Source organism: Streptomyces sp. NPDC058653 (assembly GCF_042716895.1).
Taxonomy (GTDB): Bacteria; Actinomycetota; Actinomycetes; order Streptomycetales; family Streptomycetaceae; genus Streptomyces.
In genome coordinates this window covers 36,571-59,456 of sequence record NZ_JBHXRM010000012.1, presented here as the reverse complement: position 1 = coordinate 59,456, position 22,886 = coordinate 36,571, and the positions used below count along the sequence as shown (strand labels likewise).

Sequence of the window (22,886 nt, the reverse complement as noted above, 5' to 3'; positions counted from 1 at the left end):
CGCCGGGCATGAGCGACGAACCCAGTGCCCCCACCCGCGACGCGTCGGTGATCGTGGCGCGCGACGACAGCGGCCGGCTAGCCATCCTGGCCGCTGACTTCCCGCGCCACGGCGGCGAGTATCTGTTCCTGCCCGGTGGGCGTCGCGAAGACGGCGAGAGCCCCGAGGACTGCGCCCGTCGGGAGCTGCGGGAAGAGGCCGGTATCACCGCCGGCCAGTGGCGACCGCTCGGCTCGTACGCCATCACCCTGGCCTCCACAGCCCGTATCCACCTGTTCGAGGCCCGCCAACTGTCGTTGGGACCGCAGGAGCTGAGCCCGAGCGAGGCGGACTTCAAGCTCGCGTGGTGGCCGATGACAGAAGCCCTCACCGCCGCCGCCGACGGCCGTTTCCTTCTGCCTGCCGGTCCGCTCGCCCTGCTACTGGCAGACAGGAATGTGCGGCCGTAGGTGCCCTACGCGCCGAGTTCACCGCGCTTGATACCGGTGACGAACACGGACCACTGGGCGGGAGTGTAGAACTGGGTCCCGGCCGCGCGGTTCTTGATGTCGCGTGCGGCGCGTCCACCGTCGGCGGTCTGGGCCACCTCGACGCAGTCGGTTGCGACTGACGCCCCGGATGCGCTTGCTTTCGTGAAGACGGTGGCGATGCGCGCCGAGTACATGGTCGACCAGATCGACCCGTCCGCCGCGCGGCCGTCGCGTACACGGCTCACGGACGTGACCAAGCACGCGCGGGAGCGCGCGTACTCGTTTCTCGTCAGGGAGGGGCGGCTCATCTACATACTCTCGGCCGCGACGCCGACGGCCCGGCGGGGGCCGGAGCCGGCCGCCGGGCCGTGGGGGGAGTTGGCTGGGGGGATCGTCCTGCTCACTCCTCCAGCGTCAGGCCCTTCCGCAGCCTGACCAGCGTGCGTGACAGCAGGCGTGACACGTGCATCTGGGAGATGCCCAGCTCCTCGCCGATCTCCGACTGCGTCATGTTGGCCACGAACCGCAGCGAGAGGATCGTGCGGTCGCGGGCCGGCAGGCCGGCTATCAGGGGCTTCAGCGACTCGACGTACTCGATGCCCTCGATCCCGTGGTCCTCGTAGCCGATACGGTCCGACAGGGCGCCCTCGGTGTCGTCCTCCTCGGGCTGCGCGTCCAGCGAGCTGGCCGTGTAGGCGTTGCTCGCCGCCATCCCCTCGACGACCTCGTCGTTGGTGATGCCGAGCCGCTCGGCGAGTTCGCCGACGGTCGGGGCGCGGTCCAGTTGCTGGGACAACTCGTCGCCGGCCTTGGCCAGTTCGAGACGGAGCTCCTGGAGCCTGCGCGGTACGCGCACCGACCACGACGTGTCGCGGAAGAAGCGCTTGATCTCGCCGACGATCGTCGGCATCGCGAAGGTGGGGAACTCGACGCCCCTGCTGAGCTCGAAGCGGTCGATCGCCTTGATCAGTCCGATCGTGCCGACCTGGATGATGTCCTCCATCGGCTCGCTGCGGGAGCGGAACCGGGAGGCGGCGAACTTGACCAGGGCGAGATTCAGCTCGACCAGGGTGTTGCGCACGTACGCGTGCTCGTGGGTGCCCTCTTCCAGGCCTTCGAGGCGCTCGAAGAGCGTCTTGGACAGCGCCCGGGCGTCCAGGGCGCCGACCTCGTCGAAGGGCGGGATCTCTGGCATGTCATCGAGGCCCGGGAAACCGGGCGCGGATGTGGCGCCGGTCTCGTCAGGTTCGGACGGGATTGTCGACGGCGCGTCGTGGGTACGCGGTTCGTCGAGCCGGGGTGACATGGTCTCCTCCATACGTTCTCGGCATATGGCTGCCGATGCCAATACGCGCTGCTGCGGTTTGCGGCGCCTCCATAGCCGGTCGTGTCGGTCTGGTTCTTGTCGTTACTAGCCCTATCGGTTCAGCGCGGAGACACGCAAGTGTCAATTCGTACATATGTCCGCCTTGTGGGGGAGATTGGCTACCGCAGCCCGTTTGAAAGGCGTAATGTTTCGTCGGACGTCGACGCCTCATGACGCGAAGACGGACACGATCACAGCGCGACATGCGACAACTTCTGAAACATCTGACGACGGCGCACGACACGGCAGAAGAGGGACGGACGGGCATGGACCGCCAGACGGTCGGCAGCACGAACCGGGGCCGGCTTCGGGTCGAAGTTCGGACCGAGGGCCGGAGTGAGGTCGTGACAGCCGCGGGTGAGTTGGATCACCACACCGCGGAGCTGTTGCGCGCACCCCTGGACGAAGCACTCGACCAAGGCCGGGTACGGCTGGTGATCGACTGCTCGCAGCTCGAATTCTGTGACTCGACGGGACTGAACGTCCTGCTCGGGGCCCGTCTCAAGGCCGAGGCCGCGGGCGGAGCGGTCCATCTGGCCGCGATGCTGCCCGTGGTCGCCAGGGTTTTCGAAATCACCGGCGCCGACGCGGTCTTCACCGTGCACGATTCGCTGGAAGCGGCTCTTGCGGACTGACCCGGGGGCCGTACGGGGGCCCCGGGCGCGCGAGATGTTGCAAGTGTCACGTCACCCACGTAGGTCTTGTGGGTGTTGTCACGATTACGGCGGGCAGAAGAGACCCCGGACCGGTCGGGACAGACCAGGCACTCTCTGTACCGATGTAACGACTAATTCGCGAACCGGTGAATCGGTGAGGTGAAGCGCTGATGAGCACCACCCGGCAGTTTCCGCCGGGCGACTTCGGCTCCGAGCCGGACGGCGCGGGTACCCACTCCGCCGGGTCCGAAAGCCGGGTACGCACCCTGGCGTTGGGCAGCGCCAGCGGCATCGTCCCGATGGCCCGCGACTTCACCCGTCAGGCGCTCTACGACTGGGGCTGGCTGCCGGCCGAGACCGCCGACCGCCGCGCCGCGGCCGAGGACGTGCTGCTCGTCGTCTCCGAGCTGGTAACCAACGCCTGTCTGCACGCCGAGGGCCCCGAAGAGCTGCGCGTCTCGACCGACACGAAGATGCTGCGCCTGGAGGTCACCGACCGGGGCACGGGCCAGCCCGCGCCCCGTACGCCGCACCGCGCCGGGCGCCCGGGCGGGCACGGCATGTTCATCGTGCAGCGGCTCTGTCTGGACTGGGGCGTCTCCCGTACGCCGGGAGCGCCCGGCAAGACGGTCTGGGCGATCCTCGCGGCCCCGTCCTAGCGACGCGGCAGCGCAGCGCAGCGGCGGGACAGCCGGCGCCCGGCGGGGAGAACGCCGGGACGCGGCCCCGAGAGCCCGTCCCGTGGCCCCGGAGCGCCGGAGGGCCCGGGGGGAGGCACATGTCCCCCCGCCAGCCCCTCAGCGCACGTCGCCCATCTGCGCACGCACCGTCCTGCGGTACATGAAGACCGCGAAGCCCGCGAGCGTGGCCAGCGCCGCCTCCCCGGCGACCACCCCCGTACGGCTCAGATCCACCCCGGCGATCGAGAGCATCCCCGTCACCGAGTCGCCCGCGGTGACCGCGAGGAACCAGACGCCCATCATCCGACCGGCGTATTTGGCCGGCGCCATCTTCGTCGTCACCGACAGACCGACCGGTGAGACACACAGCTCGCCCACCGTCTGGATCAGATAGATGCCCACCAGCCACACCGGGCTGACCAGGGTGCCGTCTGCCGCGAGGACCAGCGGGATCAGGAAGAAGAAGAACGAGACGCCGACGAAGGCCAGGCCCGCGGCGAACTTCACGACCGTGCTGGGCTCCTGCCCCCGCCGGTTCAGCCAGAGCCAGAGCCAGGCCGTCACGGGGGCCAGCGCCATGATGAAGACCGGGTTCAGCGACTGGTACCAGGACGTGGGGAAGCCGATCCCGAAGACATGGTCGGCGGCCTTCGTCGTACCGAACGCCTGGATCGTCGAGCCGCCCTGGTCGTAGATCATCCAGAAGACGGCCGCCGCCACGAAGAACCAGATGTAGCCGGACATCTTCGTCTGCTCGTCGGGCGACAGATCCGTGTCGCGCTTCATCCGGACCAGCACCCCGGCCGGGATGACGATGCCCGCCAGCGTCAGCGGCACCATCGCCCAGTTGATGGTGAAGTGGCCGGTGAGGACGGCGAGCCCGTAGAAGGCGGAGCCGATCAGCAGCCAGGTCAGCCCCTTCGTCAGCCACCTCGCCCGCTCCTCGCGGGAGAGCGGCGTCGGGACCTGACTGCTCCGCGGGGCCAGATGCTTCGTACCGAGCAGGAACACGAACAGCCCGATGCCCATGCCGAGCGCGGCGAGCGCGAAGCCGAGGTGCCAGCTGTACTTCTCACCGACGGTGCCGATGATCAGCGGCGCGAAGAAGGCGCCGGTGTTGATGCCCATGTAGAAGATGGTGAAGCCGCCGTCGCGGCGCGGGTCGTCGGTGCCGTCGTAGAGATGGCCGACCATCGTGGAGATGTTGGACTTCAGCAGCCCCGAGCCGAGAGCCACCAGCGCCAGACCGGCGAAGAAGGTGCCCGAGCCCGGCAGGGCGAGCGTCAGATGGCCGGCCATGATGGTGCAGGCCGCGATCGTCACGGTCCTGCGCGGGCCCCAGACCCGGTCGCCCAGCCAGCCGCCGGGCATCGCCAGCAGATAGACCATCGACAGATAGATCGAGTAGACCGCCGTGGTGGTGGCGACGGTCAGCCCCAGACCGCCCTCCTGGAGCCCCTTCGACGCGTCGGGCCCGCCGGAGATCAGATAGATCGTGAGCAGGGCCTTCATGCCGTAGAAGCTGAAGCGTTCCCACATCTCCGTCATGAAGAGCGTGGCCAGACCGCGCGGGTGGCCGAAGAACGTCTTCTCGGGAACGCCGTGGGGGCCGGGGGCCCTGGGGCGGCCGCCGGTCGGTTCGGGGGAGTCCTTGGTGAGGCTGGACGCCATGGGGCGATCCTTGCCCGACCGGGCTCATGAAAAGGGGATCTTCGGCGTGCGAGCGGCTAAAGAACCCCAATTGGTCCTACGGGTCGGTCCTACGGGACGTCACGCCACCGTGCGTGACGACGGAGGGGCGCAAGGTAGGCCCTGAGGGGGGAATCGCAGGTCTCTGTCACACCTTGGGTCACTTTCGAAGGCGGGTGGCCCAATCGCATCCCAGAGCCACAGGCATCGGCGATCACTGCCCGGAGGCTCCTCCACGCGGACTACCATCAACCCATGACCCGTGTACTGCTCGCCGAGGACGACGCGTCCATCTCGGAGCCGCTGGCCCGCGCCCTGCGCAGGGAGGGCTACGAGGTGGAGGTACGCGAAGACGGTCCCACCGCGCTCGAAGCCGGCCTCCAGGGCGGAGTGGACCTGGTCGTACTCGACCTGGGGCTCCCCGGCATGGACGGTCTCGAAGTCGCCCGGAGACTGCGCTCCGAGGGCCACTCGGTGCCGCTGCTGGTGCTGACCGCCCGCGCCGACGAGGTGGACACGGTGGTCGGCCTGGACGCCGGCGCGGACGACTACGTGACCAAGCCCTTCCGGCTGGCCGAACTGCTTGCCCGGGTCCGGGCCCTGCTCCGGCGCGGCGCGAGCGAACCGGCCGCCTCGCCCACCACGCACGGCGTCCGCATCGACGTCGAGTCGCACCGGGCCTGGATGGGCGAGGAGGAGCTCCAGCTCACCGCGAAGGAGTTCGACCTGCTGCGGGTCCTGGTCAGGGACGCGGGCCGGGTCGTCACCCGCGACCAGCTGATGCGCGAGGTCTGGGACACCACCTGGTGGTCCTCCACCAAGACCCTGGACATGCACATCTCGTGGCTGCGCAAGAAGCTGGGCGACGACGCGGCGAACCCGCGGTACATCGCGACCGTACGGGGTGTCGGTTTCCGTTTCGAGAAGAGCTGACGCCGGCGGTCCGGCCCGGTCCGCGGAGACCCGGCGGACAGAGGCAAGGGCCGAACAGAAGTAGGGCACAGTGCGCCGTCGTCTGATCAACTCCACGCTCGCCGTGGTGCTCGTCGTGATCGCCGTCTTTGGGGTCTCGCTCGTCATCGTCGAGACCCGGACCATCACCAACAGCGCCCAGGAGCGGGTGGACCTGGAGGCCGTCCGGCTGGTCAGCATCGTCGACAGCCGGCTGCTCGGTGGTGAGCGCGTCACCGAGGCGATCCTGCGGGAGCAGATCGAGGGCGGGCGGTACGCCAAGGTCGAGATCCCCGGCCGCCCGACCGTCGAGATCGGCGACCGCCCCGAGGACGGCGCCATCAGGGGCAGCGCCGAGGGCGAGCAGGGCGAGACCGTCACCGTCGAGGAGTCCCGCGCCTCGGTCACCGAGGAACTCGGCCGCACCCTGATGATCATCGGCGCGGTGGCACTGCTCGCCGTGATCGCCGCCGTCCTGCTCGCCGTACGCCAGGCCAACAAGCTCGCGTCACCGCTCACCGACCTCGCCGAGACCGCCGAACGGCTCGGCTCCGGCGACCCGCGCCCCCGCCACAAGCGGTACGGCGTCCCCGAGCTGGACCGGGTCGCCGATGTCCTCGACGCCAGCGCCGAGCGGATCGCGCGGATGCTGACCGCCGAGCGCCGGCTGGCCGCCGACGCCTCCCACCAGCTCCGTACGCCCCTGACCGCGCTCTCCATGCGGCTGGAGGAGATCTCCACCACCGACGACCCGGACACCGTCAAGGACGAGGCGACGATCGCCCTCACCCAGGTCGAGCGGCTGACGGACGTGGTGGAGCGGCTGCTCACCAACTCGCGCGACGCCCGCACCGGCTCCGCCATCGTCTTCGACCTCGACGACGTCGTGCAGCAGCAGATCGAGGAGTGGCGCCCGGCCTACCGCAGCGCCGGCCGGGCCATCGTCTGCTCCGGCACCCAGCACATGCGGGCCGTCGGCACCCCGGGCGCCGTCGCGCAGGTCCTCGCCGCGCTGATCGAGAACTCCCTGATGCACGGCGGCGGCACGGTCGCCCTGCGCAGCCGGATCACCGGCAACCAGGCCGTGATCGAGGTGACGGACGAGGGCCCCGGTGTCCCGGCCGACCTCGGGTCACGGATCTTCGAGCGGGCGATCAGCGGGCACAACTCGACGGGCATCGGCCTCGCGGTCGCCCGTGACCTGGCGGAGGCGGACGGCGGACGGCTCGAACTGCTCCAGCAGCAGCCGCCGGTCTTCGCGCTCTTCCTCAGCCGCGAGGTGCGTATCCGCAAGGAGCCGAAGAAGACCGTCAGGTGACCGTGCCGGGCTCCGCCTCCGGCACCCGCTCCGTCTCCGGCACCCGCTCGGGCACGGCGACCGGCTCGGGCCGGAGCCGGCGGAACACCCAGGTGCGGTAGGACCAGAAGCGGAACAGCGTCGCCACGCCGATCCCGATGAACTTGAACACGTTGCTCTGCAGCGGCCCGTCCCAGCCGAAGCCGTACGTCGCGGTGTAGAGCACACCGTTCTCGATGACCAGTCCGACCGCGCTGAACAGCAGGAAGAGCGTCAGCTCCTTCGTCCGGCGGCTCTTGTCCCGGTCCCGGTAGGCGAAGTAGCGGAAGCCCACGTAGTTGCAGGCGATCGCCACGACGGTGGCCAGGATGCTGGCCCGCACCACCTGGAGCTCGGTGGTGTGCCGTACGAGGTTGAAGACGGCCAGATTGACCAGTAGCCCCACCCCGCCGACCGCGCCGAACTTGGCGATCTCACGGGCGAGCAGGGACAACCGCTCCCGCAGGGATGGTCGCTGCGAAGGCGCGGCAGTCATCTTCTCGCTCAGCCTCGTCCGGTCGGCGTGTTCGTCCGGCGAGCGCTCCCGCCGGTGAAGTCGTTCGAGGCGCCACGGCGGCGCCCGACCGGCCCACTGTAACCACCGGACCGTGCCGGACCCGGCGACGGATACCCTGGGAGTGTGACGTTCCCGGTAGTCGGCATGGTCGGCGGCGGTCAGCTCGCCCGTATGACCCACGAGGCGGGCATCCCCCTCGGCCTCAGATTCAAGCTCCTCAGCGAGACCCCGCAGGACTCCGCGGCCCAGGTGGTCGCCGATGTGGTCGTCGGCGACCACACCGATCTGGAGACCCTGCGCGCCTTCGCGCGCGGCTGTGACGTGATCACCTTCGACCACGAGCACGTACCGATCGAGCATCTGCGCGCCCTGGAGGCGGACGGCATCCCCGTACGCCCCGGGCCCGACGCTCTCGTGCACGCGCAGGACAAGGGCGTGATGCGCGCCAGGCTCACCGAGCTGGGCGCCCCGAGCCCGCGCCACCGCGTGGTCACCGACCCCGCCGATGTCGCGGCCTTCGCCGCTGAGGTCGGCGGCTTCCCCGTCGTCCTGAAGACGGTGCGCGGCGGCTACGACGGAAAGGGCGTCTGGGTCGCCCGATCGGAGGACGACGCCGAGAGGCCCTTCCGCGCCGGTGTCCCCGTCCTCGCCGAGGAGAAGGTCGACTTCGTCCGGGAGCTCGCCGCCAACATCGTGCGCTCGCCGCACGGCCAGGCCGTCGCGTACCCCGTCGTGGAGTCCCGGCAGGTCGACGGCGTCTGCGACACCGTCATCGCGCCCGCGCCCGGCCTCTCGGACGAACTGTCCGGCGAGGCGCAGCGGCTCGCGCTGCGGATCGCCGCCGAGCTGGGCGTCGTCGGTCATCTCGCCGTCGAGCTGTTCGAGACGGCCGACGGCCGCATCCTTGTCAACGAGCTGGCCATGCGCCCGCACAACTCGGGTCACTGGACGCAGGACGGCGCGATCACCTCGCAGTTCGCCAACCACGTACGGGCCGTGCTCGACCTGCCGCTCGGCGACCCGCGCCCGCGTGCGCCGTGGACGGTCATGTGCAACGTGCTGGGCGGCGACTACCCCGACATGTACGCGGCGTATCTGCACTGCATGGCCCATGACCCCCAGCTCAAGATCCACATGTACGGCAAGGACGTGAAGCCCGGCCGCAAGGTGGGCCACGTCAACACCTACGGTGACGACCTGGACGACGTGCTGGAGCGCGCCCGCCACGCCGCCGGTTACCTCCGAGGGACGATCACCGCATGAGCTCTCCCCAGATCGGCGTCGTCATGGGGTCGGACTCCGACTGGCCCGTCATGGAGGGCGCCGCACGGGCGCTCGACGAGTTCGGGATCGGCTACGAGGTCGACGTCGTCTCCGCCCACCGGATGCCGCGCGAGATGGTCGCGTACGGCGAGGAGGCGGCCGGACGCGGACTCAGGGCGATCATCGCGGGCGCCGGCGGCGCCGCCCATCTGCCGGGCATGCTGGCCTCCGTCACACCGCTGCCGGTCATCGGCGTCCCCGTACCGCTGAAGTACCTCGACGGCCTGGACTCGCTGCTGTCGATCGTGCAGATGCCCGCGGGCGTGCCGGTCGCCACCGTCTCCGTAGGAGGAGCCCGTAACGCCGGTCTGCTGGCCGCGCGGATCCTCGCGGCGCACGACCCCGCGCTGCGGAGCCGTATGGAGGACTTCCAGCGGAGCCTCAACGAACAGGCGACGGACAAGGGCAGACTCCTGCGAGCCAAGGTCAGCGGTCACGACAGCTTCGGCTTCGGGAAGTGAGGGCCCCATGAACACCGAGGACTATCTGGAGCGGGCCCGCGAACTGCTCGAGGACTTCCCCGTGGTCGACGGGCACAACGACCTTCCGTGGGCGCTGCGCGAGCAGGTCGCCTACGACCTCGACCGCCGCGACCTCGCCGACGACCAGTCGGCGTATCTGCACACCGACATCCCCCGGCTGCGGGCGGGCGGGGTGGGGGCGCAGTTCTGGTCGGTGTACGTGCGCTCCGACATGGCCGGCGACTCGGCCGTCAGCGCGACCCTGGAGCAGATCGACGTCGTCGGGCGCATGATCGCCCGCTACCCCGACGACTTCGCCGGGGCCCGCACCGCCGACGACATGGAGAACGCCCGGCGCACCGGCCGGATCGCCTCCCTGATGGGCGCCGAGGGCGGCCACTCCATCAACAACTCCCTCGCCACGCTGCGCGCCCTGTACGCGCTCGGGGTGCGGTACATGACGCTCACGCACAACGACAACCTCGCGTGGGCCGACTCGGCGACCGACGAGCCGGGCGTGGGCGGGCTCTCGCCCTTCGGCCACGAGGTCGTACGCGAGATGAACCGCACCGGGATGCTGGTCGACCTCTCGCACGTCGCCGCCACCACGATGCGCGACGCGCTCGCCACCAGCGCCGCGCCCGTCCTCTTCTCGCACTCCTCCTCGCGGGCGGTCTGCGACCACCCGCGCAACATCCCGGACGACGTGCTGGAACTGCTGCCGGCCAACGGCGGCGTCGCGATGGCCACCTTCGTACCGAAGTTCATCCTTCCCGAGGCGATCGCCTGGACGCGGGCCGCCGACGAGAACATGCGCGAGCACGGCGCGCACCCCCTCGACACCACCGAGTCGGGGATGGAGATCCACCGGGCCTTCGAGGCGGCCAACCCGCGCCCGACGGCCACGGCGGCGACGGTCGCCGACCATCTGGACCATATGCGCGAGGTCGCGGGCATCGACCACATCGGGATCGGCGGGGACTTCGACGGCACGGCGTTCACGCCGGACGGCCTCCAGGACGTCGCCGGCTACCCGAACCTCGTCGCGGAACTCCTCGCCCGCCGCTGGTCCCCCGAGGACCTGGCCAAGCTGACCTGGCACAACGCGGTACGGGTGCTGCGCGCCTCGGAGGACGTGGCCCGGGCGCTGCGCGCGGAGCGCGGGCCGTCGACGGCGACCATCGAGGAACTGGACGGCTGAGGGTCCCGTACGCGATTCCGTAAGCGATTCGTACGCGATTCCCTACGCGGGGCGCGGGCCGTTGCCGGTCGCCCGCGCCCGCTGGCGTACCCCCGAACGCCGCGTCCGCCGCGACCCGTCCGTCCGCCCGTGGCACGGTGGCCGTACTGCCGTCGCACCCACGGAGCCTCGTCATGGCAGATCTGCAGGACGACCCCTACGACACCGACACGGACACGACTGCCGCGGCCGGTGATCTCGACGGGCCGCAGGAGGACCCGTCGGCCGGGACGGTGACGACCGACACCGCCTCCCTGGCCACACCCGCGTCGTCCGCCGAGCGTGCCCGCGTACTGCTGGCCTCGCACCCCGTCGTCGACGGCCACAACAGCCTCGCCCCCACCCTGCTGCGCCGCCGGGGCACCAGCCACGGCCACGACCTCGAACAGGGCGACACCTTCCTCGACACCGACATGCCGAGGATCAAGGCGGGCGCGCTGGGCGGGCAGTTCTGGTCCGTCGAGGCCGACGCGGAGGCGGTCCGCGAAGGCCGCGCCGTCGGCAGCACGCTGGAGCTGATCGACCTCGTACGGGACCTGATCTCGTCCTACCCGGAGAGCCTGCGCCTCGCGCTCGGCGCCGGGGACCTGGCCGACGCCCGCAACTGCGGTCGGGTCGCCTCGCTCCTCGGTCCCGCGTCGGGACCGGCCATGGGCGACTCGCTCGCCACCCTGCGCGCCTTCCACTTCCTCGGTGTGCGTGCCCTCTCCCTCGCGGGCGCGCGCTGGGCCGAGGACGGGCTCAGCCGCTTCGGCCACGAGGTCGTACGCGAGATGAACCGGCTCGGCGTCATCATCGATCTGTCCGGCACCTCCGACGAGACGATGCGCGCCACCTTCGCCGTCACCAAGGCACCGGCGATGTTCTCCCACTCCGTCGCCCGCGCCGTCGGCGAGTGGCCCGGCGACGGCGGCGTACCGGACGACATCCTCACGCTGCTCGGCGCCAACAACGGCGTCTGCATGGTGAGTTTCGCGGCCGAGCAGCTCACGGGCGAGCGGCTCGCGCACGATCGGTTCCCGGGCGAGAGGCTCGCCCGGGATCGGATCGCCGACGACGGGAAGGGCCCGTCGCTCTCCGACGTCGCGGACCATGTCGAGCGCGTACGGGAGGTGGCGGGCCCGGAGTGCGTCGGCCTCTCCGGGACGTACGGCCGCGAGTCGGGGACACCGCACACCGTCGGCCTCGAAGACACCTCGTGCTACCCGCTGTTGATCACCGAACTGCTCGACCGCGGCTGGACCGACACCGCCATCACCGATCTCACCTGGGGCAACGCGGCACGCGTGCTGCGCGACACCGAGTTCCTGGCACGCGCCGCCCAGCAGCGGCGCCCGCCGTCGACCGCGACGATCGAGGAACTGGACGACGTACGCCGGTAGTCGGCCCCGGCGCGGACCCCGGCACGGTCGGTCTCCTCCGCCGCGCCGGTTGGGTCAGGCCCTCGGCCGTCCCATCGCCCGGTACGTCCAGCCGGCCCCGCGCCAGACCACCGGGTCCAGCGCGTTGCGCCCGTCGAGGATCAGACGCCGTGACACGGCCTCGCCGAGCTCGGCCGGGTCCAGCTCCCGGAACTCGCGCCACTCGGTCAGATGCAGGACGACATCCGCGCCGCGCACCGCCTCCAGCGCGGACCCGGCGTAACCGAGCGTCGGGAAGAGCCCGCGCGCGTTGTCCATGCCCTTCGGGTCGTACACGGTGACCTGGCCGCCCTGGAGATGGATCTGCCCGGCGACGTTGAGCGCGGGGGAGTCGCGTACGTCGTCCGAGTCCGGCTTGAACGTCGCGCCGAGGACCGCGACCCGCTTCCCGAGGAACGACGAGTCGCCCCCGACGGCCTCGCGCGCCAGCTCCACCATGTGACCACGGCGCCTCATGTTGATCGAGTCGACCTCGCGCAGGAACGTCAGCGCCTGGTCGGCGCCCAGCTCGCCCGCCCGCGCCATGAACGCCCGGATGTCCTTGGGCAGACAGCCGCCGCCGAAACCGATCCCGGCCCGGAGGAACTTGCTGCCGATGCGCTCGTCGTAGCCGATGGCCTCCGCCAGCTTCGCGACGTCGCCGCCGGCCGCCTCGCAGACCTCGGCCATCGCGTTGATGAAGGAGATCTTGGTGGCGAGGAAGGAGTTCGCGGCGGTCTTCACCAGCTCGGCGGTGGGGAAGTCCGTCACGACGAACGGCGATCCCTCGCCGACCGGGGTCGCATACACCTCGCGCAGCAGCTTCTCGGCGCGCTCGCTCCGGGCGCCGACCACGATCCGGTCCGGGTGGAGCGTGTCCTGTACGGCGAAGCCCTCCCGCAGGAACTCCGGATTCCAGGCCAGCTCGACCTCGTCGCCCGCCGGCGCCAGCTCGGTGAGCCGCCCCGCGAGCCGCTCGGCGCTGCCGACGGGCACGGTCGACTTGCCGACCACGAGCGCCGCCCGGCGCAGCTGCGGGGCCAGCGAGTCGAAGGCGCTCTCCACGTAGCTCATGTCGCACGCGTACTCGCCGTGCTTCTGCGGGGTGTTCACACAGACGAAGTGGACGTCGCCGAAGGCGCCGATCTCCTCCCAGGAGGTGGTGAAGCGCAGCCGGCCGCTCGACCCCTCGATGCCCTCGACATGGCGCCGCAGCAGCTCCTCCAGACCGGGCTCGTACATCGGGACCCGGCCCGCGGACAGCATCTCGATCTTCTCGGGGACGACGTCGAGCCCCAGGACGTCGAAGCCCAGTTCCGCCATGGCCGCGGCGTGCGTGGCGCCGAGGTAGCCGGTACCGATCACAGTGATCTTGAGGGCCATGGGGTGCTCCTGGGAGTGCGGTCGGGTTCCGGTGCGCCCGGCGTGCGATCGCGGCCGCGATCGCACCGTCAGTGCGCGGCCGAGCATAGCCCCGTGCTCCGGACGCCTTTTCGGTCGCCCGCGGGCAAGGTGCGGAAGCTGTCGGGAAACTCACGTACATCGCGGCGTCCCGGACCTCTAAAATTAGTGTTACTTAACGGTAGTTAGCATGCAGGGGAGTGGGAGACCGTGGCCGGATCGGCTGATTTCGACCTGTACCGCCCGTCGGAGGAGCACGACATGCTCCGGGAGGCGGTGCGCGCTCTCTCCGAGGCGAAGATCGCGCCGTTCGCCGCCGCCGTGGACGAGGAAGCCCGCTTCCCCCAGGAGGCGCTGGACGCGCTGGTCTCCGCGGATCTGCACGCGGTCCATGTCCCCGAGGAGTACGGCGGCGCCGGGGCGGACGCCCTGGCCACGGTGATCGTCATCGAGGAGGTCGCCCGCGCGTGCGCGTCGTCCTCCCTGATCCCGGCCGTGAACAAGCTCGGCTCGCTGCCCGTCGTCCTCTCCGGCGGCGAGGACCTGAAGAAGAAGTACCTCGGCCCGCTGGCCAGGGGCGAGGCGATGTTCTCGTACTGCCTCTCCGAGCCGGACGCGGGCTCCGACGCCGGCGGCATGAAGACCAAGGCCGTAAGGGACGGCGACAGCTACGTCCTCAACGGTGTGAAGCGCTGGATCACCAACGCGGGCGTGTCCGAGTACTACACGGTGATGGCCGTCACCGACCCCGCCCTCCGTACGAAGGGCATCTCGGCGTTCGTCGTCGAGAAGGGCGACGAGGGTGTCTCCTTCGGTGCCCCGGAGAAGAAGCTCGGCATCAAGGGCTCCCCGACCCGCGAGGTCTACCTCGACAACGTCCGCATCCCGGCCGACCGGCTCATCGGCGCCGAGGGCACGGGCTTCGCGACGGCGATGAAGACCCTGGACCACACCCGCATCACGATCGCGGCCCAGGCCCTCGGCATCGCCCAGGGCGCGCTCGACTACGCGACGGGCTACGTCCAGGAGCGCAAGCAGTTCGGCAAGCCCATCGGAGACTTCCAGGGCGTCCAGTTCATGCTCGCCGACATGGCGATGAAGCTGGAGGCGGCCCGCCAGCTCACCTACTCGGCGGCGGCCCGCTCCCAGCGCGTCTCCGACGGGGGCGACAAGGAGCACCTGACCTTCTTCGGCGCCGCCGCCAAGTGCTTCGCCTCCGACGTGGCGATGGAGATCACGACGGACGCGGTCCAGCTCCTCGGCGGCTACGGCTACACGCGCGACTACCCGGTGGAACGGATGATGCGCGACGCCAAGATCACCCAGATCTACGAGGGCACGAACCAGATCCAGCGCATCGTCATGGCGCGCAACCTCCCCTAGCAGGGCTTTTGCAGGTCAGAAGCTGTTTCGAAGGCCCGGAGGGGGCACTCTCGGCTCTCTGCCCGTTACGGCCCGATCAGGGCCGTTCCTGGGCGTCATGCCGGGGGAATCCTGGGCAGATGCCGGGTTGAAGACAGCCACTGACCGCACAAACAACACAGCCCCCGGCGTCGCGCCGGGGGCTGTTGTCGTACGCGTATCAGGCGACCGCTGATGCCTCCGTCGGGTCGTCCGCGCCGGGCGGCACCGGGCAGGCCAGTTCAGCGTTCGCGCGATTCGGGGAACAGGTCACCACTGCCAGGGACAGATACGAGGGACGTTCCAGGTAGAAGCCGTACGACACATCAGTACCGGAGCGCAGTTGCTCGGCCGCAGCGTTCACCAGCCGGGCCAGGCGCGCGGTGTCCCGGTCACTGTCCGACGCGAGCCGAGGCGCGTACTCGGCCAGCTGCTCACCGAGCCATGACGCGGCTTCCTTCGCCTCCTCCCACGTGCCACAAACCAAGGAATGGGGCTTGATCAGCCAGAAAGCCGTTTCCAGCGGCGGCAGATCCGACGTGGGGAACTCTGCGGCTACGTCGCGGTACCGCTGGATCAGTTCTTCCTTGCTTCCGGCAGGGGGCGGCTCAGCATGCGGGGGTCGTCGCAGCGCCTCCTGGTCGAAGCGCTCCTTCGGGCCGGTCCATAGATAGCCGTGGTGGTGCACGAGTCGATCCCGTTCCGAGAGGTACCAGCCGGACCGGACCCAGGGACGGGGACGGCCCCGGCCCGGCTGGCGTGAGGGGAGGATCAGACGTTCAGGCCGAAGCGCGCCGGGTCGATCCCGGCCGCGTCCAGTTCCTCCGTGGTGAACCGCAGCGGCTGAGCGTCGGGCCGCTTGCTGTCACCGAGGGCCCAGGCGTCGTCGCCGATCCGGGCCAGGGTCACGCACCCCTCGGTGCAGGGGCCGCCGCACGCCTGCACGAACGAGGCCCCGTTGATGTCGAGCGCGTACAGGTCGGTTCCGTTCTGCATCACTGCACCTTCCTGCTCAACTAATCGCGGTCATGGCTGACCGCCGCCGCCCGTTCCAGGGCGGGAGTTCTGGGATTCCACTGCTGCTCACAGCCCGCCCCTACGGCTTCGCGCGTTGGCCTCGGCAACTCTGCTGCTCAGTCCTTCGGGCGGCGGACTCGGCGGGGCCTCGGAGTCGGGACACTTCGGGCTCCCGCATTCGCAGCGGGGCCAGCGCAAGGCCGAACCGGGGGCCAGGTCAGCGCCTTCGGGGCCCGGGTCGCTCTTCTGCACCATGAGCACGCCGCCGACGCCGAGCGCTCCGGAAACACGGGAGAGGAAATGTCGGGCCTCGCTGCTGCCCAGATGATCAGGCGCTCCGGCCCTATGTGCCCTGCTGTCACTCACCATGGCCCCCATCTTCGGCGGGCCTCGATCGCGCCTCTAGCCTGTTTCCTGTTCCCGCAAAAAGTCGTTGCGGATACCTTCGATCAGATCCCGCATTTCGTCGCCGGCCAGCGCTGCTCGCTCGAATCCTTCGAATTTGTCAACGTAGAGACTCACATCTCGCGGGTCCGTAACGACGACCTCGGCATGGACGGTTTCAACGGTCACCATGCGGTCGTCACGGATGACGAAGGCGTGATTGGCGATGTCGTGCTGCTGAACCCGCAGAGGGACTATCCGGATGTCCACGTGGGAGAGGCGTGAAATAGAGACGATTCGATCAAGCTGAGCGGCCATCATCTGAGGTCGCACGATGCGCCAGCGCAGGACAGGTTCGGTGATGATGAATCGAAGTGACTTTGCGTTGTCGTAGAGAACCGCTTGCCGTTCGAGTCGCCCATTGATTGTTCGCGTGAGTGCGTCTTCACTCAGTTCGTGGCGTCGCAGAATGGCCCGGATGTACTCGGGAGTCTGGAGCAGGCCCGGAACGAGCGCGGGTTGAAACAGCCGCAGTACAGACATCTGGGCTTCCAGAGCCTTGGCGGCCTGCTGGCCCTTGTGGACCCCGATCCGCTTGAGCAGGCGCCACGCCGTCGCCTCCGTCGCTGACGCGCGTGCGGCTTCCGCGTACTCCGCCTTGACCTCGTCCGAGACGCCGATGGCGGTCAGGACGCGCTCTACGTCCGTCGCGCTGGGTGCCAGCTTCGCATTCTCGATCTTGGACAGCTTGGACGGAGACATGAGTGCGCTGCGGGCCACCGCTTTGGCTTCCTTGCCGGACGCCAGTCGCAGCGCCCGCAGCGCGGCTCCGAGCTGTGCTCTGTTCACGTCCCGTACTTGGCCCACCATTCGGTGAACGGTTCCGCGTGCGCGAGAGCTGCATCGCGGTACCGCGTGAATTCCGCTGTTCGCTCCGGCGGCAGCACTTCCGAACCCAGGTATTTTCCGCTTCCGTCGTAGTTCATCACAGCCACGGAATCGGAGTCGAAGAACCAGAAATCCGGAACATTCTCCAAAGGGTTGGGCTTGTCGGTGATGTCGAGGACGAAGAACTCTTCACCCCCGCTCACGTTTTTGTGGTAGCCCCAGCCGAGTTCGAACCGAAGATAGTCCGTCAGCGGGCGGGACAGGATATGGACCCGATACACCCGCTTTCCCTTCTCGGTGTGCGAACGCAGTTCTTTGACCCATCCCGCGTTGTAGTCGCCCGGCTGTGGCTCCCCGGCCAGGAATGCCTGGTAGGCGTCGATGCTCCCGGACCTGCTGTAGTCGTCCAGGGTCTCCAGCCGGAATGCCTCGTGCTCGAATGCGTCGAAGAGATCGCCGAGGGTCCTAGACGAGGTTGTCACGGATGGCCTTTTGGATCAGTTCCACAGGGATCTCCACCAGGGTTTCGTGGGCGGGAATCTGAAGCCCATGGTCGGTCGGCGTCTCGCCCTGTACCAGGAAGGTGCCGCGATCCGTGGCGTAGATCGTCGGGCAGTCCTTGATGTCGCACGTGCTGACCAGCTTGGTGACCTTCATGGTCTGGGTTTCCCCTCTCCCGTGCCGCTGCAAGTACCCCGCATCTGGGTTGATGCTCCCGAGAGCTGGGCGCACCGGTCAAGCGATCACGGTTGACGGAACGGGAAACCGCGTGACCCGCGCCGGGTCTGCCCGAACCAGATCCAGCGCATCGTCATGGCGCGCAACCTTCCCTGATCCCCTCGCGCGACGAGAACGCCCCGGCCCGCTCGCGCGGGTCGGGGCGTTCCGTGGGGCGTTCGTGGCCTCAGTTCGAGGTGACCGTGACCTTCTCGTCGTTGTTCAGCTGCTCCACGAGCTGCTTGACCTTGGCCTTGTCCCAGACCAGGTTGCCGCCCGTGCTGCCCGAGATCGGCATGTTCATCGACTTGCCGTCGCCGCCCGTGACGCCCTTCATCGCGAAGAACATCTGGCTCAGCGACCAGAGCGACATGTCCTTGTCGACGATCAGGGTGTCCAGGCCCGCGCCCATCGTCGGGTAGAGCTTGAACGGGTTGAGGATCGTGCCGGGCGTGGCCGTCTGGGAGGCCAGGGCCGCCAGGAACTTCTGCTGGTTCTTCGTACGGTCCAGGTCGCTGCCCGCGAAGGCGTAGCGGGTGCGGACGTACGCCAGGGACTGCTCGCCGTCCAGCGTCTGCTTGCCCGCCTTGAAGTCGGCGCCCGACTTCTTGTCCTTGAAGGCCTTCGGGATGTCGAGTTCGACACCGCCGATCGCGTCCACGATGTTGGCGAAACCCGCGAAGCCGATCTCGACGTAGTGGTCGATGTGCAGACCGGTGTTGAACTCGACGGTACGGACGAGCAGTTCGGGCCCGTCCTCCGCGTACGCCGCGTTGAGCTTCGTCTCCCGGCCCTGGTTCGGGAACATCTTCCCGGACTCCGAGCCGCGGAAGGAGGGGATCACCACGTTCGAGTCACGCGGCAGCGAGATCAGCGTCGGGCCGTTCGAGCCGTCGTGCAGGATCATCATCGAGTCGGTGCGCTTGCCCTCCGCGCTGCCCGTGTGGAGTTCCTTCTTCTCCTCGTCGGACATGCCCTCACGGGAGTCCGAGCCGACGATCAGATAGTTCGTGCCGTCGCCGGCCTCCGGGCGCTCGATGACCTTCGAGAGGTCGACCTCGCGCTTGAGCTTGGAGTCGGCCCAGAAGTAGGTGCCCACGGAGACGACGAGAACGGTGACGACCAGGGATATCGCGGTGATCTTGATACGGCGCCGCCAGTCCGGTGCGTGGTCGGGCGGATACCCGCCGCCGTTGTTGTAGCCCGCCTGCGGGGGGATACCGGGCGGCCCGCCCTGGCCGCGGTCGGCCGGGGTGCCGTAGACCTGGCCGGTGTTGTAGTCGCTGTTGTACGGGGGCGGGTCGTAGCCCCCGTCGTACCCCTGCGACGGCTGCTGGGGGACGGCGCGCCGCTGTACGTGCGGCATCGCGCGTACGCCTTCGGGCTGACCGCCCGCGCTGCCGCGTCCGTAACGCTCGCCGCCACGGTCAGCGCGGTCGCCGTTCCATCCGTCAGGCCAATCGTTCATGCCGACCAGTGTGCGGCTCGGAGGTGTCGCGCATACAGGGGTGGGGGAAAATCACAGCATCCCTGTTGCCAAGCTGATGCAATGCGGGCCGTGACGGACCCCCGCATAGGGTGGAGGGCATGACAGACCAGGCCGTCCGCCCCGAGACAGATATTCCGGGAAAGCCCACCTCGGCGTCCCGCACCACGCTCAGCCACATCATGACCGGCGGTGACACCAACCTCCTCGGCACGGTGCACGGCGGTGTGATCATGAAGCTCGTCGACGACGCCGCGGGCGCGGTCGCCGGCCGGCACTCGGGAGGGCCCGCGGTCACCGCGTCCATGGACGAGATGGTCTTCCTGGAGCCGGTACGGGTCGGGGACCTGGTCCATGTGAAGGCCCAGGTCAACTGGACCGGCCGGTCGTCCATGGAGGTCGGCGTACGGGTCCTGGCCGAGCGCTGGAACGAGTCGACCCCCGCCCAGCAGGTCGGCAGCGCGTATCTCGTCTTCGCGGCCGTCGACGCGGACGGCAGGCCCCGGCCCGTACCGCAGGTGATCCCCGAGACCGAGCGCGACAAGCGGCGCTACCAGGAGGCGCAGATCCGGCGCACGCACCGGCTCGCCCGGCGGCGTGCGATCAAGGAGCTGCGCGAGAAGCGCGCCGCCGACGGCATCGACGACTGAGCGGCCCGAGCCGACGGGGGCGTACAAGCGGCGGGCCCCTACGCGGCGCTCGTCACGGGCACACCACCTGGTCGCCCTTCACCGCCCCGAACTCTCCCTGGTGCACGTCCTCCGCCCGCACCGGCCGCACCCGCTTGTAGTCCTTCCCCGCCATCACCCTCAGCGTCGCGCCCTGCCGCGGCACCGGCTTCAGCTCACAGCCGGGCAGGGCGGCGGCCAGGGACTTCGCCGAGCGGTCCCAGCGCGGGTCGAACAGCACCTGCGTACGCGTCACCTCCGGTCCCGTGTGATTCAGCGGGGCCCGCGTCGTACCGAAACCCGTCGCGCGCAGGGCGCCGTCGACGCGCTGGCCCAGCCCGTCCTGGCGCGTCGCGTTGTAGACCTGCACCCTGATCTGCTGCGGCGACACCTCGACCATCGAGGCCGGCTGCGTCGGCACCCCCGGCACGGCCGGCCGGGCGGCGGCGGGCGGCGTCAGCGGCTTGTCCTCACGCAGCGCCCGGAAGAGCCTCTTCGACTTCACCGGGTCCCACTTCAGCGTCGACCCGATGCCCTTGACCGGGAAGCCCCCCTCGGTGACCGGCACCGACATGAACTCCGACGACGCCGGGGTGAAGTCGCGCATCGCCTTGCCGAGCGCGAGCATCTCCGGCGTACCGAAGCCCTTGTCCGCCCGGACCGAGTCGAGCATGGTCGAGGTCACACCCTGGAACCTCACCGGGTTCAGCAGTACACCGCTACTGGTGGCCTGCTTGATCAGCGCGGCCATGAAGCGCTGCTGGCGCTGCATCCTGCCGAGGTCGGACGAGCCGTCCAGATAACGGGACCGTACGTACTGGAGCGCCCTGCCGCCGTCCAGCTTGTGCGTCCCGGCGTTCAGATCGAGGCCGGTGTGCGAGTCCTTCAGCGGCTTGGCGGTGCAGATCTCCACCCCGCCGAGCGCGTCGACCGTTTTCATGAAGCTGGTGAAGTCGATCTCCAGATAGTGGTTGATCTTCACCCCGGTCATGCTCTCGACGGTCCTCACCGTCAGATGCGGGCCGCCCTCCGCGTACGCCGCGTTCAGCTTCACCGGGTGGGGGGCGTGCTTCTCGCCGGTGTTCCCGTCGGTGTGCGAGGGCAGCTCCGCGTAACTGTCGCGCGGCAGGCTCACCACGCTCGCGCGCTCACGGTCCTCCGAGATGTGCACGAGCATGATCGTGTCGGTGCAGCGGCAGGGAGCGCCACCGAGCCGGTACTTGTGCCGCTCCTCCTTGGTGATCTTGTCGCGGCCGTCGGTGCCGACCAGGAGGATGTTCATGCCGTGGCCCCCGTCGGGGCGGTTCTTCATGTCCTTGAACGGATCCACCCGGCCGATCCCCGTGTCCACGCTCGTCACCACGGCGTGCCCGATGCCGCCCGCGCCGAGCACCAGCACCGAGAGCGTCGTGGCCACCCGCATCCCCCAGCGGGGCCGGCCCGGCCGCTGTCCGTTCCGCCGTCGGCCGCGCGCACCACGGGCGGCGCCCGCACCGCGCGCGTTCCGGACGCCGGTCCGCGCCGGACTGGGCCGGCCGGCGGGCCGGGGCCGGGGGGAGCGGGGTGGTGGGGGCACGGGGGACACCTCCGCGGGTGACGGGAACGACTGGGGACCGCCGGGTGGCGGGGCGAAGGGCGGCCAGGGGACGCAACGTAGGCCCATACGATCAGCAGCCTTGCGCTGAGCCCGCCCGACGCGCGTCGGGGTCCCCCGTTCGCGGTAACGTGGCGTGCCAGAACCCGTCTCCCGGACGCCCGAAGGATCACATGCCTGCCCAGCCCCCCGCCGTCTCCGTGATCATGCCGGTGCTCAACGAGGAACGGCATCTGCGGAACTCCGTCCGGCACATCCTGGACCAGGAGTACGAGGGCGAGATGGAAGTGGTCATCGCGCTCGGCCCGTCCACGGACCGTACCGACGAGATCGCCGCCGAACTCGTACGCGAGACGGCGGACAGCCCCCGCGCCCGGGTGTTTACCGTGCCCAATCCCACCGGCCGTACGCCTGCGGCGCTCAACGCGGCCATCAAGGCCTCCAAGCACCCCGTCGTCGTTCGCGTCGACGGCCACGGCATGCTCTCGCCGAACTACATCGCGACCGCCGTACGGCTCCTGGAGGAGACCGGCGCGCAGAACGTCGGCGGCATCATGCACGCCGAGGGCGAGAACGACTGGGAGCACGCCGTCGCGGCGGCGATGACCTCCAAGATCGGTGTCGGCAACGCGGCCTTCCACACGGGCGGCGAGGCGGGCCCCGCCGAGACGGTGTACCTCGGCGTCTTCCGCCGGGCCGCCCTGGAGCAACAGGGCGGCTACAACGAGGAGTTCATCCGCGCCCAGGACTGGGAGCTGAACTTCCGGATCCGTGAGGCCGGCGGCCAGATCTGGTTCTCGCCCGAGCTGCGCGTCCAGTACCGGCCCCGGCCGTCCGTCAGGGCGCTCGCCAAGCAGTACAAGGACTACGGCCGTTGGCGCCATGTCGTCGCCCGTTTCCACTCCGGCTCGATCAATCTGCGCTACCTCGCGCCGCCGGCCGCGGTCTGCGCCAACGCCCTCGGCATCGTCGTCGGCCTGGCGTTCACCCCCTGGGCGCTGATCGTCCCCGGCGGCTATCTCGCCGCGATCGTCGCCGGCTCGATACCGGCGGGCAGGGGTCTGCCGCTCAAGGCGCGGCTCCGGATCCCGCTCGCGCTCGCCACGATGCACATGTCGTGGGGGGTGGGCTTCCTCACGAGCCCGCGCTCGCTCGCCAGGAAGGTCATCGCGAGCCGCCGCCCGGCCGTGCGCCAGACCGCCTGAGCGAATCGGCCGGACGACATGCACGACGAGGAGCCC

The 22,886-nt window shown here is 69.6% G+C and carries 24 protein-coding genes; 12 read left to right on the top strand and 12 right to left on the bottom strand.

What is annotated here, in order from left to right; all coding sequences use genetic code 11:
- Window positions 1–8: 8 nt before the first annotated feature.
- A complete protein-coding gene (locus ACFWU9_RS13175; RefSeq protein ID WP_384317427.1) occupies window positions 9–449 on the top strand; it encodes an NUDIX hydrolase in 441 nt (146 codons plus the stop codon).
- Window positions 450–454: 5 nt separating this feature from the next.
- Here ACFWU9_RS13175 and ACFWU9_RS13170 read toward each other — a convergent pair whose 3' ends face one another.
- On the bottom strand, window positions 455–715 hold the full coding sequence (locus ACFWU9_RS13170) for a DUF397 domain-containing protein (protein WP_384317424.1): 261 nt from the start codon (window positions 713–715) through the stop codon (window positions 455–457).
- A 155-nt stretch (window positions 716–870) separates the two neighbouring features.
- Complete coding sequence (locus ACFWU9_RS13165) at window positions 871–1,776, bottom strand: RNA polymerase sigma factor SigF (protein ID WP_384317422.1); 906 nt, start codon at window positions 1,774–1,776, stop codon at window positions 871–873.
- A 326-nt stretch (window positions 1,777–2,102) separates the two neighbouring features.
- On the opposite strand from ACFWU9_RS13165, the gene ACFWU9_RS13160 reads away from it, so the two are divergent.
- Window positions 2,103–2,471, top strand: coding sequence for an STAS domain-containing protein (locus ACFWU9_RS13160; RefSeq protein ID WP_189109497.1), 369 nt, complete (start codon window positions 2,103–2,105; stop codon window positions 2,469–2,471).
- A 191-nt stretch (window positions 2,472–2,662) separates the two neighbouring features.
- The gene (locus ACFWU9_RS13155; RefSeq protein WP_384317420.1) at window positions 2,663–3,151 is read left to right on the top strand and encodes an ATP-binding protein; all 489 of its coding nucleotides are present in this window, start codon (window positions 2,663–2,665) and stop codon (window positions 3,149–3,151) included.
- Between the two features lie 138 nt (window positions 3,152–3,289).
- Here ACFWU9_RS13155 and ACFWU9_RS13150 read toward each other — a convergent pair whose 3' ends face one another.
- Window positions 3,290–4,843, bottom strand: coding sequence for a peptide MFS transporter (locus tag ACFWU9_RS13150; RefSeq protein ID WP_384317417.1), 1,554 nt, complete (start codon window positions 4,841–4,843; stop codon window positions 3,290–3,292).
- 273 nt (window positions 4,844–5,116) lie between these two features.
- Here ACFWU9_RS13150 and ACFWU9_RS13145 point away from each other — a divergent pair, with 273 nt between their 5' ends.
- Window positions 5,117–5,794 (top strand): response regulator transcription factor, encoded by a 678-nt coding sequence (locus ACFWU9_RS13145; RefSeq protein ID WP_189109494.1) that lies wholly within the window; start codon window positions 5,117–5,119, stop codon window positions 5,792–5,794.
- A gap of 70 nt (window positions 5,795–5,864) precedes the next feature.
- Window positions 5,865–7,130, top strand: a complete 1,266-nt coding sequence (locus tag ACFWU9_RS13140) for an ATP-binding protein (RefSeq protein WP_384317414.1) — start codon at window positions 5,865–5,867, stop codon at window positions 7,128–7,130.
- Here ACFWU9_RS13140 and ACFWU9_RS13135 read toward each other — a convergent pair.
- Window positions 7,123–7,644, bottom strand: a complete 522-nt coding sequence (locus tag ACFWU9_RS13135) for a GtrA family protein (protein ID WP_384317412.1) — start codon at window positions 7,642–7,644, stop codon at window positions 7,123–7,125. The genes ACFWU9_RS13140 and ACFWU9_RS13135 overlap by 8 nt on opposite strands.
- Window positions 7,645–7,788: 144 nt before the next feature.
- On the opposite strand from ACFWU9_RS13135, the gene ACFWU9_RS13130 reads away from it, so the two are divergent.
- From ACFWU9_RS13130 to ACFWU9_RS13115, 4 genes are all read left to right on the top strand, one after another.
- Entirely contained in the window at window positions 7,789–8,928 is a 1,140-nt protein-coding gene (locus ACFWU9_RS13130) for a 5-(carboxyamino)imidazole ribonucleotide synthase (protein WP_384317409.1), read from the top strand.
- Window positions 8,925–9,449 carry a 5-(carboxyamino)imidazole ribonucleotide mutase gene (gene purE, locus ACFWU9_RS13125; RefSeq protein ID WP_384317406.1) on the top strand — a complete coding sequence of 175 codons (525 nt, stop codon included), beginning with the start codon at window positions 8,925–8,927 and terminating at the stop codon, window positions 9,447–9,449. Before ACFWU9_RS13130 ends, purE begins: the two co-directional genes overlap by 4 nt.
- Before the next feature lie 7 nt (window positions 9,450–9,456).
- Window positions 9,457–10,650, top strand: a complete 1,194-nt coding sequence (locus ACFWU9_RS13120) for a dipeptidase (protein WP_384317403.1) — start codon at window positions 9,457–9,459, stop codon at window positions 10,648–10,650.
- 173 nt (window positions 10,651–10,823) lie between these two features.
- Window positions 10,824–12,071: a membrane dipeptidase gene (locus ACFWU9_RS13115; RefSeq protein ID WP_384317400.1), complete on the top strand. Its 1,248-nt coding sequence runs from the start codon at window positions 10,824–10,826 to the stop codon at window positions 12,069–12,071.
- 54 nt (window positions 12,072–12,125) lie between these two features.
- Here the strand turns inward: ACFWU9_RS13115 and ACFWU9_RS13110 are convergent, their stop codons facing one another.
- Window positions 12,126–13,472, bottom strand: a complete 1,347-nt coding sequence (locus ACFWU9_RS13110; protein ID WP_384317397.1) for a UDP-glucose dehydrogenase family protein — start codon at window positions 13,470–13,472, stop codon at window positions 12,126–12,128.
- Between the two features lie 228 nt (window positions 13,473–13,700).
- Here ACFWU9_RS13110 and ACFWU9_RS13105 point away from each other — a divergent pair, with 228 nt between their 5' ends.
- Window positions 13,701–14,873 carry an acyl-CoA dehydrogenase family protein gene (locus ACFWU9_RS13105; RefSeq protein ID WP_384317395.1) on the top strand — a complete coding sequence of 391 codons (1,173 nt, stop codon included), beginning with the start codon at window positions 13,701–13,703 and terminating at the stop codon, window positions 14,871–14,873.
- A 199-nt stretch (window positions 14,874–15,072) separates the two neighbouring features.
- Here ACFWU9_RS13105 and ACFWU9_RS13100 read toward each other — a convergent pair whose 3' ends face one another.
- The 6 genes from ACFWU9_RS13100 to ACFWU9_RS13075 all read right to left on the bottom strand — a co-directional run bounded on the left by ACFWU9_RS13100 (window position 15,073) and on the right by ACFWU9_RS13075 (window position 19,365).
- A complete protein-coding gene (locus tag ACFWU9_RS13100) occupies window positions 15,073–15,579 on the bottom strand; it encodes a hypothetical protein (protein ID WP_384317392.1) in 507 nt (168 codons plus the stop codon).
- 83 nt (window positions 15,580–15,662) lie between these two features.
- On the bottom strand, window positions 15,663–15,887 hold the full coding sequence (locus ACFWU9_RS13095; RefSeq protein ID WP_384317389.1) for a DUF397 domain-containing protein: 225 nt from the start codon (window positions 15,885–15,887) through the stop codon (window positions 15,663–15,665).
- Between the two features lie 423 nt (window positions 15,888–16,310).
- On the bottom strand, window positions 16,311–17,141 hold the full coding sequence (locus tag ACFWU9_RS13090) for a helix-turn-helix domain-containing protein (RefSeq protein ID WP_384317386.1): 831 nt from the start codon (window positions 17,139–17,141) through the stop codon (window positions 16,311–16,313).
- Window positions 17,138–17,662, bottom strand: coding sequence for a DUF6879 family protein (locus ACFWU9_RS13085; RefSeq protein ID WP_384317385.1), 525 nt, complete (start codon window positions 17,660–17,662; stop codon window positions 17,138–17,140). Before ACFWU9_RS13085 ends, ACFWU9_RS13090 begins: the two co-directional genes overlap by 4 nt.
- Complete coding sequence (locus ACFWU9_RS13080) at window positions 17,646–17,837, bottom strand: hypothetical protein (RefSeq protein ID WP_384317382.1); 192 nt, start codon at window positions 17,835–17,837, stop codon at window positions 17,646–17,648. Before ACFWU9_RS13080 ends, ACFWU9_RS13085 begins: the two co-directional genes overlap by 17 nt.
- A 247-nt stretch (window positions 17,838–18,084) precedes the next feature.
- Window positions 18,085–19,365, bottom strand: coding sequence for an LCP family protein (locus ACFWU9_RS13075; RefSeq protein ID WP_384317379.1), 1,281 nt, complete (start codon window positions 19,363–19,365; stop codon window positions 18,085–18,087).
- A 119-nt stretch (window positions 19,366–19,484) separates the two neighbouring features.
- On the opposite strand from ACFWU9_RS13075, the gene ACFWU9_RS13070 reads away from it, so the two are divergent.
- Window positions 19,485–20,033 carry an acyl-CoA thioesterase gene (locus ACFWU9_RS13070; protein ID WP_384317377.1) on the top strand — a complete coding sequence of 183 codons (549 nt, stop codon included), beginning with the start codon at window positions 19,485–19,487 and terminating at the stop codon, window positions 20,031–20,033.
- Between the two features lie 52 nt (window positions 20,034–20,085).
- Here ACFWU9_RS13070 and ACFWU9_RS13065 read toward each other — a convergent pair whose 3' ends face one another.
- Window positions 20,086–21,474, bottom strand: coding sequence for an LCP family protein (locus ACFWU9_RS13065; RefSeq protein WP_384317374.1), 1,389 nt, complete (start codon window positions 21,472–21,474; stop codon window positions 20,086–20,088).
- Between the two features lie 344 nt (window positions 21,475–21,818).
- On the opposite strand from ACFWU9_RS13065, the gene ACFWU9_RS13060 reads away from it, so the two are divergent.
- Window positions 21,819–22,850, top strand: a complete 1,032-nt coding sequence (locus ACFWU9_RS13060) for a glycosyltransferase family 2 protein (protein ID WP_384317372.1) — start codon at window positions 21,819–21,821, stop codon at window positions 22,848–22,850.
- The last annotated feature ends 36 nt before the right edge of the window (window positions 22,851–22,886 follow it).

Bases quoted from the DNA above. Each gene is read 5' to 3' on its own strand.
- ACFWU9_RS13110 (WP_384317397.1), bottom strand. From the start codon at position 13,472: ATGGCCCTCAAGATCACTGTGATCGGTACCGGCTACCTCGGCGCCACG.
- ACFWU9_RS13165 (WP_384317422.1), bottom strand. From the start codon at position 1,776: ATGTCACCCCGGCTCGACGAACCGCGTACCCACGACGCGCCGTCGACA.
- ACFWU9_RS13135 (WP_384317412.1), bottom strand. From the start codon at position 7,644: ATGACTGCCGCGCCTTCGCAGCGACCATCCCTGCGGGAGCGGTTGTCC.
- ACFWU9_RS13070 (WP_384317377.1), top strand. From the start codon at position 19,485: ATGACAGACCAGGCCGTCCGCCCCGAGACAGATATTCCGGGAAAGCCC.
- ACFWU9_RS13115 (WP_384317400.1), top strand. From the start codon at position 10,824: ATGGCAGATCTGCAGGACGACCCCTACGACACCGACACGGACACGACT.
- ACFWU9_RS13075 (WP_384317379.1), bottom strand. From the start codon at position 19,365: ATGAACGATTGGCCTGACGGATGGAACGGCGACCGCGCTGACCGTGGC.
- ACFWU9_RS13120 (WP_384317403.1), top strand. From the start codon at position 9,457: ATGAACACCGAGGACTATCTGGAGCGGGCCCGCGAACTGCTCGAGGAC.
- ACFWU9_RS13060 (WP_384317372.1), top strand. From the start codon at position 21,819: ATGCCTGCCCAGCCCCCCGCCGTCTCCGTGATCATGCCGGTGCTCAAC.
- ACFWU9_RS13065 (WP_384317374.1), bottom strand. From the start codon at position 21,474: ATGCGGGTGGCCACGACGCTCTCGGTGCTGGTGCTCGGCGCGGGCGGC.
- ACFWU9_RS13095 (WP_384317389.1), bottom strand. From the start codon at position 15,887: ATGCAGAACGGAACCGACCTGTACGCGCTCGACATCAACGGGGCCTCG.
- ACFWU9_RS13175 (WP_384317427.1), top strand. From the start codon at position 9: ATGAGCGACGAACCCAGTGCCCCCACCCGCGACGCGTCGGTGATCGTG.
- ACFWU9_RS13155 (WP_384317420.1), top strand. From the start codon at position 2,663: ATGAGCACCACCCGGCAGTTTCCGCCGGGCGACTTCGGCTCCGAGCCG.
- ACFWU9_RS13145 (WP_189109494.1), top strand. From the start codon at position 5,117: ATGACCCGTGTACTGCTCGCCGAGGACGACGCGTCCATCTCGGAGCCG.
- ACFWU9_RS13160 (WP_189109497.1), top strand. From the start codon at position 2,103: ATGGACCGCCAGACGGTCGGCAGCACGAACCGGGGCCGGCTTCGGGTC.
- ACFWU9_RS13080 (WP_384317382.1), bottom strand. From the start codon at position 17,837: ATGAAGGTCACCAAGCTGGTCAGCACGTGCGACATCAAGGACTGCCCG.
- ACFWU9_RS13150 (WP_384317417.1), bottom strand. From the start codon at position 4,843: ATGGCGTCCAGCCTCACCAAGGACTCCCCCGAACCGACCGGCGGCCGC.
- purE (WP_384317406.1), top strand. From the start codon at position 8,925: ATGAGCTCTCCCCAGATCGGCGTCGTCATGGGGTCGGACTCCGACTGG.